The following is a 10,288-nucleotide window of genomic DNA, read 5'->3' as shown; positions in this document are numbered from 1 at the left end:
TTTGCCTGTGATATTGGGGGGCGCACCTCACATACATCAATTATGGCTCGCTCCTTAGAGCTGCCAGCCATTGTTGGTACTAACAACATCACCAAACAAGTAAAAAATGGTGACACGTTAGTTCTAGATGCGATCAATAACCAAATTTTTGTCAACCCAACAGAAGCTGAGCTTGAGCAGGCAAAACAAGTTCAACAAGCTTTCCTAGCGGAAAAAGAAGAGTTGGCAAAGCTGAAAGATTTACCCGCAGAAACGCTTGACGGCCATCGTGTAGAAGTGTGCGGTAATATTGGCACCGTGAAAGACTGTGACGGTATCATCCGTAATGGTGGCGAAGGTGTCGGCCTTTACCGTACCGAATTCCTATTTATGGATCGCGATGCTCTGCCTACCGAAGAAGAACAATATCAAGCCTATAAAGAAGTCGCTGAAGCGATGGATGGGCAATCTGTTATTATTCGTACCATGGATATTGGCGGCGATAAAGATCTTCCATACATGGACCTGCCAAAAGAAATGAACCCCTTCTTAGGCTGGCGCGCAGTCCGTATCAGTTTAGATCGCCGTGAAATTTTACGTGACCAATTACGTGGTGTTTTACGAGCATCCGCACACGGTAAATTGCGTATCATGTTTCCGATGATCATATCAGTTGAAGAAATTCGAGCCCTAAAAGAAGCGATTGAAGAATATAAAGCGGAACTTCGTCGCGAAGGGTTAGCGTTTGATGAAAACATCGAAATTGGTGTGATGGTAGAAACCCCTGCTGCTGCAGCGATTGCTCATCATTTAGCAAAAGAAGTGTCTTTCTTTTCTATCGGTACCAACGATTTAACGCAGTACACACTCGCGGTTGATCGCGGTAACGAAATGATTTCTCACCTCTATAATCCACTGTCACCGGCAGTATTAACGGTCATCAAACAAGTGATTGATGCCTCCCATGCAGAGGGCAAATGGACCGGTATGTGTGGTGAGCTTGCTGGCGATGAGCGTGCAACGCTGTTATTGTTAGGTATGGGCTTAGACGAGTTTTCTATGAGTGGCATTTCTATCCCTAAAGTGAAGAAAGTCATCCGTAACTCGAACTTTGCCGAAGTAAAAGCAATGGCACAGAAAGCATTATCTCTACCAACTGCGGCAGAAATTGAAGCTTGCGTTGAAAAATTCATCGCAGAGAAGTGCCAATAAGAAAAATCTCCCCTACAATAGGTGATGATGAGCAAACTCCTTGAAGGATATAAAAATAGTCGTCTATTGTTTGGGATTGGTATACTATACTTCAATAAAATAAATTTAAACGTTAGGAGCATGACACAATGGGTCTGTTTGACAAACTTAAGAAGCTAGTCTCTGACGACAGCGCTGACGCAGGTGCAATCGACATTATTGCACCTCTCTCTGGTGAAATTGTAAACATTGAAGACGTGCCAGATGTCGTGTTTGCCGAGAAAATCGTTGGTGATGGTATTGCGATTAAACCAGCAGGTAACAAAATGGTTGCCCCTGTAAATGGTACTATCGGTAAAATCTTTGAAACTAACCATGCTTTCTCTATTGAATCGGATGATGGCGTTGAGTTATTTGTTCACTTCGGTATCGATACCGTAGAGCTAAAAGGCGAAGGTTTCAAACGTATTGCTGAAGAAGGTCAAGCGGTAAAAGTCGGCGACACCATCATCGAATTCGATCTTGCTCTACTCGAAGAGAAAGCGAAATCGACATTGACTCCTGTTGTTATTTCTAACATGGATGAAATTAAAGAGCTTAGCAAATTGTCTGGCTCGGTAACCGTAGGTGAAACACCTGTACTTCGTGTAACCAAGTAATTCAATACGATATCTTGACTGGAACGCTGCCCTTACCCGGCAGCGTTTTTTATTTTGAGATTGTTACCATTAGTTATTTAAACCCAACCTAAAGTCCAAGCGCATACCGTAAAATCTGTGTTTTAATCGGCCCTGAATGCTCCGCTCCTTTTAACACCATATTGCGTATCAGTTTTAATGGAAGCGAATGATTGCTGAAGGTTTTATAAAATAGATCCATGCTCGTTTGCATTAATAAGTTATCCGAACGACGTTTGCGTTCGTAACATTGAAACCGTTCCTCTGTCAGCTTTTGCTCTCCTTGTGTCACAGCCAATAAAGCGGCAACATCTTTGAAACCTAAATTAACCCCTTGCCCCGCCAAAGGATTAATCGTATGAGCTGCATCCCCAATAAGAACACATCTTTGCTTAACATAACGCTGGGCATGACGACGAGTTAATGGAAACGCCCCTCGTTGAATCACGGAGATCTTGCCCAGTTCAGAAGGAAAATGACTGACTATTTCATCACCTAACTGCTGATCACTCAAGTTCATAAGCTGCTTGATTCGTCTCGGCGAATCATACCAAACTAATGAAGCTTGCTGGCCTTGCAGCGGTAAAAATGAGCGAGGGCCTGAAGGAAAAAACTGTTGCCAGGTAATATCTTGTTGCGGTTTTTCTGTCTGCACATTAATCAACATGCAATGTTGACGATAATCCCACGCGGTCACTCCGATGTGGGCAAATGAACGAACCTGAGAGTTGGCTCCGTCCGCACCTATAATCCACTCGCCTGCCAGCGTTGTGCCCGACTGTAAGGTAACTAGGTGTGCACCGGTTGCTTGATACTGGATATTACTCAGTTTATCTGGACAAAAAACGGTCAACTCAGGACAATGGCTAAACTGTTCCCAAATGGCTAATTGGATCACTCGATTTTCAACCATAAACCCTAATTGGGCTAAACCTAAACTTTCACTAGTAAAACGAGTTCGACACGCTGAATGTTCCCACGTTTCTAAGCGGCGGTAAGGACAAACTCGTTTTTGCTTCACCCCTTCCCATGCTCCCAACGTATCGAGTAACGCAACGGAGGTGTGCGAAATAGCTGAAATTCGAACATCCATCGGCTGCTCTGGACAGAACAGCACTGGAGCCTCCCCTTCAACCAGAGCAACTCGTCGCCCCTGTTTAGCAAGGCCTAATGCTGCTGCTGCACCTACCATTCCCCCACCAATTACAATCACATCAAACGGGTTCATCTTCGCCACTTTAGGTTAATTTTACTTGTAACCCATTGTACGTGTTAAGGCTTTTTTTGCGAATATATTTCACTAAAAACCTTGCTGTTAGTAAGGAAAAAACTAAGTACTGACAAATGGTTAGCAGAGATTTTTGTCTATCACTAGTCAGTCACAAACGAAAGCAGTACAATACGCCGCTACCGCTGAGATGGCGGATTCCTATTTGAACGAATTATTGAACGAGCGAAAGTGAGATGAGTAAGAAACTGCTAATAAAAACCTGGGGCTGCCAGATGAACGAATACGATTCATCCAAAATGGCCGATCTGCTTAATGCAGCAAATGGCTATGAGTTAACGGAAGAGCCAGAGGAAGCAGACGTCCTACTACTAAATACCTGTTCGATCCGTGAAAAAGCGCAAGAAAAAGTTTTCCACCAGCTTGGCCGCTGGAAAACATTAAAAGATAAAAAGCCAAATGTAGTGATTGGCGTAGGTGGCTGCGTCGCGACCCAAGAAGGGGATCATATCCGTGAGCGTGCACCTTTTGTGGATGTTATTTTTGGGCCGCAGACCCTACACCGTTTGCCTGAAATGATCAGACAATCTCAATCGACCGAAGCCCCAGTGATGGATATTTCTTTTCCTGAAATTGAAAAATTTGACAGTTTGCCAGAACCTCGTGCAGAAGGGCCAACCGCCTTTGTTTCGATCATGGAAGGCTGCTCTAAATACTGTACATACTGCGTTGTGCCTTATACGCGTGGTGAGGAAGTTAGCCGTCCAATGGATGACGTGTTGTATGAAATTGCCCAACTAGCAGAACAAGGGGTTCGTGAAGTGAACCTGCTCGGACAAAACGTCAATGCCTATCGTGGCCCCATGCACGATGGCACCATTTGTTCATTCGCTGAATTACTACGTTTAGTCGCCTCAATTGATGGTATTGACCGTATTCGCTTTACGACCAGTCATCCATTAGAGTTTACAGATGACATCATCGCCGTCTATGAAGATACACCAGAGCTCGTCAGCTTCCTACATCTTCCAGTACAAAGTGGCAGTGATCGCATCTTAACCATGATGAAACGCCCACATACCGCGATTGAGTATAAATCGATCATTCGTAAACTACGTAAAGCTCGTCCTGATATTCAAATCAGCTCCGACTTTATCGTCGGCTTCCCTGGTGAATCGGATAAAGATTTCCAAGACACTATGAAGCTCATTCGTGAGGTTGATTTTGACATGAGCTTTAGCTTTATTTTTTCTCCTCGACCAGGAACTCCGGCCGCAGACTACCCATGCGACCTGTCTGAAGAGACCAAAAAAGCACGACTGTACGAATTACAGCAACAGATCAACAGTCAAGCGATGCGTTACTCGCGCCTAATGCTGGGCACTGAACAGCGCATCTTAGTTGAAGGTCCATCAAAGAAAAGCCTGATGGAATTGCGTGGTCGTACTGAAAATAACCGCGTCGTTAACTTTGAAGGGCCAGCTGAACTTATCGGCCAGTTTGTTGATGTAAAAATTGTCGATGTGTTCCCAAATTCCTTACGTGGGGAACTGGTGCGTACCGAACAAGAAATGAACCTTCGCGTCCTGATTTCTCCATCACAAATGATGGCTAAAACTCGTCGTGAAGATGAGCTAGGTGTGGCTACTTTCACCCCATAAACCTTGATGAACTTTAATGCCAAAATCACTTGGCGTTGCCGATAGGTGATAAGCATGCCCCATGAACATAGCACTGACCATGTGATTGGGGCGATTGAGCTTAGTGGCAACTTTAAGATCACAGGGATCTCGCTCGGAGAAAGGAGTACTCACGCTTAGTTACTAAAATCAGCGCAGCTGATTTTACCACCAAACTAGCACATAGTGTCATTGTATGCCCGTCATCATCGGGCACCATTCAATGACTGATTGAGAGGCCAATTTGAGCAATAAAGTCGTAACCTTAGAAATTAATCTTGAACCTTCTGATAACCACCGCCTAGCCAGTTTATGTGGCCCTTTCGACGATAATATCAAACAGCTAGAGCGTCGATTAGGGGTGGAGATCAATCACCGTAGTAATCTGTTTACCGTTGTTGGTAAAGCTCACACAGCTTCTGCTGCGATAGATCTCCTCAAAACTCTTTATGTTGATACTGCGCCGGTTCGTGGCCAAATTCCTGATATTGACCCTGAGCAGCTGCACCTTGCGATTAAAGAGGCTGGGGTTTTAGAGCAACATCAGGCATCCGCTATCACTCATGGTAAAGAGGTGTTGATCAAGACTAAAAAAGGGGTAATCAAACCTCGCACACCAAATCAAGTTCAATATTTAGTCAACATGGTCACCCACGATATCAGTTTTGGTATTGGCCCAGCTGGAACAGGAAAAACCTATTTAGCCGTCGCTGCAGCCGTTGATGCGCTAGAAAGGCAAGAAATCCGCCGCATTCTACTCACTCGCCCTGCCGTTGAGGCTGGAGAGAAATTAGGTTTTTTACCTGGAGATCTCAGCCAAAAAGTCGATCCTTATTTACGTCCGTTGTATGACGCACTATTTGAAATGTTGGGATTTGAGCGCGTAGAAAAACTCATTGAACGCAATGTCATTGAAGTTGCTCCGCTGGCTTATATGCGTGGTCGTACACTCAATGATGCCTTTATCATCCTTGATGAAAGCCAAAATACAACCGTGGAACAAATGAAAATGTTCCTCACCCGAATTGGCTTTAATTCTCGCGCAGTTATTACTGGCGATGTCACCCAAATTGACTTACCCAGAGGGGCGCGTTCAGGACTACGTCATGCGATTGAAGTGCTCAGCGAAGTTGATGAAATTAGCTTTAACTTTTTTCAATCAGACGATGTGGTTCGCCATCCCGTTGTGGCACGTATTGTTAACGCCTATGAAAAATGGGAAACACAAGATCAAAAAGAACGTAAAGCTTATGAACAACGCCGACGTGAAGAGCGAGACGCTAAATTGAAAGAAACCAGTCCCACCTCGCCACAATCAACGCCTGAGGAATCAAATCAATCATGAGTATTGAACTGGATTTACAAATTGCAGTTGAAAATGAGCAAAACTTACCGAGTTTTGAGGATTTTTCAAACTGGCTTACCGCGGCAATCATGCCTTTCCAGCACCAAGCAGAGGTGACGATTCGAATCGTTGACCAAGCAGAGAGTCATCAGCTAAATTTAGACTATCGCGGCAAAGATAAACCAACCAATGTGCTCTCTTTCCCTTTTGAGGCACCACCAGAGGTCGAGCTCGATCTCTTAGGGGATTTGGTAATTTGTCAACCCGTTGTCGAACAAGAAGCCATTGAACAAGAAAAACCATTAATAGCCCACTGGGCGCATATGGTTGTACATGGTAGCCTTCATCTGCTAGGTTATGACCATATCGATGATCAAGATGCTGATGAAATGGAAGCGCTTGAAACCGAAATCATGCAAAAAATGGGGTTTAACGACCCTTATTTAGCGGAGAAAAACTAAGCGGTGGATTGGATCACTGACGTCCCCATCGGCTTAATGTGAGCTATCACACATCTGATAGCGTTATCAATAAGAGACACAATGAACGACGATAATTCGCCCCATTCTACTGAAGGAAAAAAAGAAAAATCTGAAGGTCCGAGTAGAAAGTCCTTTTTTGAACGCCTAGGTCAACTCTTTCAGGGTGAGCCCAAAGATCGCCAAGAGTTAGTGGATGTGATCCGAGACTCTGAAGTGAATGACCTCATCGACCATGACACTCGAGATATGCTTGAGGGAGTGATGGAAATTGCAGAGATGCGAGTTCGAGATATTATGATTCCTCGCTCACAAATGGTGACCGTTGAACGTAACGACAACTTGGACTCTCTGGTCGCTTTAATCACAGATGCCCAGCACTCTCGCTACCCAGTGATTAGTGAAGATAAAGATCATGTCGAAGGCATTCTATTAGCGAAGGACTTACTCAAATACTTAGGCTCAAATAGCGCACCGTTTGACATCGAACAAGTCATTCGACCCGCAGTGGTGGTTCCAGAAAGTAAACGCGTTGATCGTCTACTGAAAGAGTTCCGCGAGGAACGTTACCATATGGCGATTGTCGTCGATGAATTTGGCGGCGTCTCTGGCCTTGTGACTATTGAGGATATTCTAGAAGAAATCGTTGGTGATATTGAAGACGAATTTGATGATGAAGAACAACTCGATATTCGCAAATTAAGTAAGCATACTTATGCGGTCAAAGCCCTGACTACCATTGAGTCGTTTAATGATACCTTTGGTACACAATTCAGTGATGAAGAAGTCGATACTGTCGGTGGTTTAGTCATGACCGCATTCGGTCACTTACCTTCTCGTGGTGAAGTCATTGAAATTGGCCATTACAGCTTTAAAGTGACCGCTGCAGATAGCCGTCGAGTGGTTCAGTTGCAAGTGACAATTCCTGATTTTGAAACGCTACCGGAAACTCAGGAAGAGTAAAAAAGTGCCCACCTTGCTCAGCCAAACTTCTGGCTGAGCTGATTACTTAAGAAAGTTACCGTTGATGAAAAATTGTATTCATCGCCTAATACGGCCTCTGATGGCCTTATCTATCGGCGCACTCACCACCTTAGCTTTTGCACCTTATCAAGTCTGGCCATTCGCTATTCTTAGCCCATGCCTCTTACTAATACTGCTTCATCATCGTTCAGCAAAACAAGCAGCGCTGATTGGTTATTGTTGGGGCTTAGGGCAATTTGGCTTTGGGATCAGTTGGGTACACATCAGTATCGATACATTTGGCGGATTACCCAAAATCGCCAGCTTCTCTCTGATGTTACTGCTGGTCGGGTATTTATCCATCTATAGTGCGCTCTTTAGTTGGACACTGAATCGCTTTTTCCCTCGCACTCATTGGGTTAAGTTTTTACTCACCGCTCCTGTCCTTTGGTTACTCTGCGATTGGCTTCGAGGCTGGATAATGACCGGCTTTCCTTGGTTATGGCTCGGCTATAGTCAAATAGATAGTCCATTGGCTTATTTTGCCCCGATCGGAGGGGTGGAGCTGATTACTTGGGTTGTCATTATAAGTGCAAGTTCTCTGAGTTATTCATTTCTGAATCGCTCATGGCTAGCTTTGTTGCTCCCTTTGATATTCTTTGTGAGCGCTTTAGCCCTTCAGAAGCACTCCTGGGTCACGCCTGAACCGGAAAGAACCATCACAGTGGCTATCGTTCAAGGTAATGTTCCACAATCACTCAAGTGGCATCCCAACCAACGTTGGCCAACCATTATGAAATATACCGATCTGAGTCGTGAAAATTGGGATGCTGATATTATTATTTGGCCAGAAGCCGCCATCCCGGCTTTTGAAGGAGAAATTGGTTCATTTCTTAGCAACTTAGATTCCGCTGCACAAATGAACCAGAGCGCAGTCATCACCGGCATCTTAAACCATGATCAGCAGGGGCATTATTTTAATAGTATTTTAGCGTTAGGTGAGACAGAACATGCAGAGTATCGCTACGATGTCACTCAACGCTATCACAAACATCACTTGCTGCCATTTGGTGAGTTTGTGCCCTTCGAAGCATGGCTAAGACCTCTTGCGCCGCTGTTTAATCTCCCGATGTCTTCGTTTAGCCGAGGGGATTATATTCAACCCAATATCATCGCTAAGGGATTCGCCTTTGCCCCAGCCCTTTGTTACGAAATTATTTTCAACGAACAGCTAAGAGCCAACGTCACCGAGCAAACCGATTTTTTACTCACACTCTCTAATGACGCTTGGTTTGGGCGCTCGAATGGGCCACTGCAACACATGGAAATTGCTCGAATGCGAGCTTTAGAGTTGGGTAGGCCCTTAATACGTTCGACCAATAATGGGGTCACGGCCATCACCGATCAATACGGTAAAATCACCCACCAACTGGCGCAATTTGAAACTGGCGTCCTCAAAGCAAAAATCACCCCCACTCGAGGACAAACTCCTTATCATCAATGGGGAAGCTGGCCGCTCTATATGTGGTGTGGATTAAGTTTGGCAATCAGCCTTGGGATGAATCGTCGCCGCTCAATCCATCGCCCCTAGAATGATAAATTCAAGGGGTGACCTTACTCATGGCTGTAAAGGCTGACGACTAAATTGAGTGTTACCACAATGCCTGCAGGGCATAATTTCCGTTGGATGATTATACTCCACTTTATGAGCACAATTTTCGCAAACTAACACCCCCAAACCAATCATCTCACCAGAATGATAAAGGCCTTGATGTTGCAAATCTTGAAATAGTTCCACCCATTCCACTTTAGTTTTATCCGTGATGTCCAACAACCCTTGCCATAGGGTATTCGCTATCATTAAATAAAATGGCCCGTTTTTACTTTGCTCATACTCTGCAGCAAAAGCTTTTAAATCGGCTTTTACATACGCTGAAATTAACGCTAATTCGTCTTTGGTTAAATCATTAGCGGCGGCAACCACTTTGCCGGATGTTTCGATAATACGGTCTACTTCTTGTGGGCTTTGTTTGAGGGTTTCAACCACGTCTTCCAATAACGCCTCATAGCCTGCTGTCTCTTTTCGCATAAGTCACCTCCATCAAAACCGATTGGCTATTGTTGTGCTGGGCTGCTTTAGGTATTCTATGTTGATCTATAAGTACCTGTTCGAACCGAACTCACAAATTCCAAGATAACCGGATGTCATCGATGCAAGAACAATATAACCCGCAAGATATTGAACAGAAAGTTCAACAGCACTGGGATAACAACCAAACCTTTGTGGTAAGTGAAGACCCAAATAAAGAAAAATTCTACTGTCTTTCTATGTTTCCTTATCCAAGTGGTCGACTGCACATGGGGCATGTGCGTAACTACACGATCGGTGATGTGATCTCTCGCTTCCAACGTTTACAAGGTAAAAACGTCATGCAACCGATTGGTTGGGATGCGTTTGGCTTGCCCGCCGAAAATGCGGCCGTTAAAAATAAAACGGCACCAGCACCTTGGACGTATGAAAATATTGAATACATGAAAAACCAACTCAAATTACTGGGTTTAGGTTATGACTGGAGCCGTGAATTCGCGACTTGCCGTCCTGAATACTATCGCTGGGAACAAGAGTTTTTCACCAAACTGTACGAAAAAGGTCTGGTTTATAAAAAAACCTCATCAGTAAACTGGTGTCCTAATGACCAAACCGTACTCGCTAACGAACAAGTAGAAGACGGCTGCTGCTGGCGTTG

The 10,288-nt window shown here is 44.5% G+C and carries 11 protein-coding genes; 8 read left to right on the top strand and 3 right to left on the bottom strand.

What is annotated here, in order from left to right:
* Positions 1-1,191, top strand: a 1,191-nt coding sequence (gene ptsP / locus B7C60_RS13305; RefSeq protein WP_245869421.1) for a phosphoenolpyruvate--protein phosphotransferase, incomplete at its 5' end; no start/stop codon positions are given.
* Positions 1,192-1,319: 128 nt separating this feature from the next.
* Positions 1,320-1,829, top strand: a complete 510-nt coding sequence (gene crr, locus B7C60_RS13300; RefSeq protein WP_099612084.1) for a PTS glucose transporter subunit IIA — start codon at positions 1,320-1,322, stop codon at positions 1,827-1,829.
* A gap of 88 nt (positions 1,830-1,917) precedes the next feature.
* On the opposite strand, the gene B7C60_RS13295 is transcribed toward crr, so the two are convergent.
* Positions 1,918-3,075: a 2-octaprenyl-3-methyl-6-methoxy-1,4-benzoquinol hydroxylase gene (locus B7C60_RS13295; RefSeq protein ID WP_099612083.1), complete on the bottom strand. Its 1,158-nt coding sequence runs from the start codon at positions 3,073-3,075 to the stop codon at positions 1,918-1,920.
* Between the two features lie 236 nt (positions 3,076-3,311).
* On the opposite strand from B7C60_RS13295, the gene miaB reads away from it, so the two are divergent.
* On the top strand, positions 3,312-4,736 hold the full coding sequence (gene miaB, locus B7C60_RS13290) for a tRNA (N6-isopentenyl adenosine(37)-C2)-methylthiotransferase MiaB (protein ID WP_099612082.1): 1,425 nt from the start codon (positions 3,312-3,314) through the stop codon (positions 4,734-4,736).
* Here miaB and B7C60_RS17055 read toward each other — a convergent pair.
* A complete protein-coding gene (locus B7C60_RS17055) occupies positions 4,710-4,889 on the bottom strand; it encodes a hypothetical protein (protein WP_157928705.1) in 180 nt (59 codons plus the stop codon). The genes miaB and B7C60_RS17055 overlap by 27 nt on opposite strands.
* 109 nt (positions 4,890-4,998) lie before the next feature.
* Between B7C60_RS17055 and B7C60_RS13285 the strand changes: the two genes are divergently transcribed.
* The 4 genes from B7C60_RS13285 to lnt all read left to right on the top strand — a co-directional run bounded on the left by B7C60_RS13285 (position 4,999) and on the right by lnt (position 9,132).
* Positions 4,999-6,099, top strand: a complete 1,101-nt coding sequence (locus B7C60_RS13285; protein ID WP_099612081.1) for a PhoH family protein — start codon at positions 4,999-5,001, stop codon at positions 6,097-6,099.
* Positions 6,096-6,560 carry an rRNA maturation RNase YbeY gene (ybeY, locus tag B7C60_RS13280; RefSeq protein ID WP_099612080.1) on the top strand — a complete coding sequence of 155 codons (465 nt, stop codon included), beginning with the start codon at positions 6,096-6,098 and terminating at the stop codon, positions 6,558-6,560. Before B7C60_RS13285 ends, ybeY begins: the two co-directional genes overlap by 4 nt.
* Positions 6,561-6,641: 81 nt before the next feature.
* Positions 6,642-7,541: a CNNM family magnesium/cobalt transport protein CorC gene (gene corC / locus B7C60_RS13275; RefSeq protein WP_099612079.1), complete on the top strand. Its 900-nt coding sequence runs from the start codon at positions 6,642-6,644 to the stop codon at positions 7,539-7,541.
* A 64-nt stretch (positions 7,542-7,605) separates the two neighbouring features.
* On the top strand, positions 7,606-9,132 hold the full coding sequence (gene lnt, locus B7C60_RS13270) for an apolipoprotein N-acyltransferase (protein WP_099612078.1): 1,527 nt from the start codon (positions 7,606-7,608) through the stop codon (positions 9,130-9,132).
* A gap of 27 nt (positions 9,133-9,159) precedes the next feature.
* Here lnt and B7C60_RS13265 read toward each other — a convergent pair whose 3' ends face one another.
* Complete coding sequence (locus B7C60_RS13265) at positions 9,160-9,630, bottom strand: zinc ribbon-containing protein (RefSeq protein WP_099612077.1); 471 nt, start codon at positions 9,628-9,630, stop codon at positions 9,160-9,162.
* A gap of 122 nt (positions 9,631-9,752) precedes the next feature.
* Here B7C60_RS13265 and B7C60_RS19290 point away from each other — a divergent pair.
* A partial coding sequence (locus tag B7C60_RS19290; protein ID WP_245869418.1) for a class I tRNA ligase family protein occupies positions 9,753-10,288 on the top strand: 536 nt, incomplete at its 3' end.

This window comes from Vibrio fujianensis, assembly GCF_002749895.1.
GTDB classification, from domain to species: Bacteria; Pseudomonadota; Gammaproteobacteria; order Enterobacterales; family Vibrionaceae; genus Vibrio; species Vibrio fujianensis.
This window is presented reverse-complemented; position numbering and strand designations above follow the sequence as displayed.

What these genes read in the sequence shown, in the direction of transcription:
- B7C60_RS13265 (WP_099612077.1), bottom strand. Translation starts at nt 9,630, where the DNA reads ATGCGAAAAGAGACAGCAGGCTATGAGGCGTTATTGGAAGACGTGGTT.
- ybeY (WP_099612080.1), top strand. Translation starts at nt 6,096, where the DNA reads ATGAGTATTGAACTGGATTTACAAATTGCAGTTGAAAATGAGCAAAAC.
- B7C60_RS13295 (WP_099612083.1), bottom strand. Translation starts at nt 3,075, where the DNA reads ATGAACCCGTTTGATGTGATTGTAATTGGTGGGGGAATGGTAGGTGCA.
- miaB (WP_099612082.1), top strand. Translation starts at nt 3,312, where the DNA reads ATGAGTAAGAAACTGCTAATAAAAACCTGGGGCTGCCAGATGAACGAA.
- crr (WP_099612084.1), top strand. Translation starts at nt 1,320, where the DNA reads ATGGGTCTGTTTGACAAACTTAAGAAGCTAGTCTCTGACGACAGCGCT.
- lnt (WP_099612078.1), top strand. Translation starts at nt 7,606, where the DNA reads ATGAAAAATTGTATTCATCGCCTAATACGGCCTCTGATGGCCTTATCT.
- corC (WP_099612079.1), top strand. Translation starts at nt 6,642, where the DNA reads ATGAACGACGATAATTCGCCCCATTCTACTGAAGGAAAAAAAGAAAAA.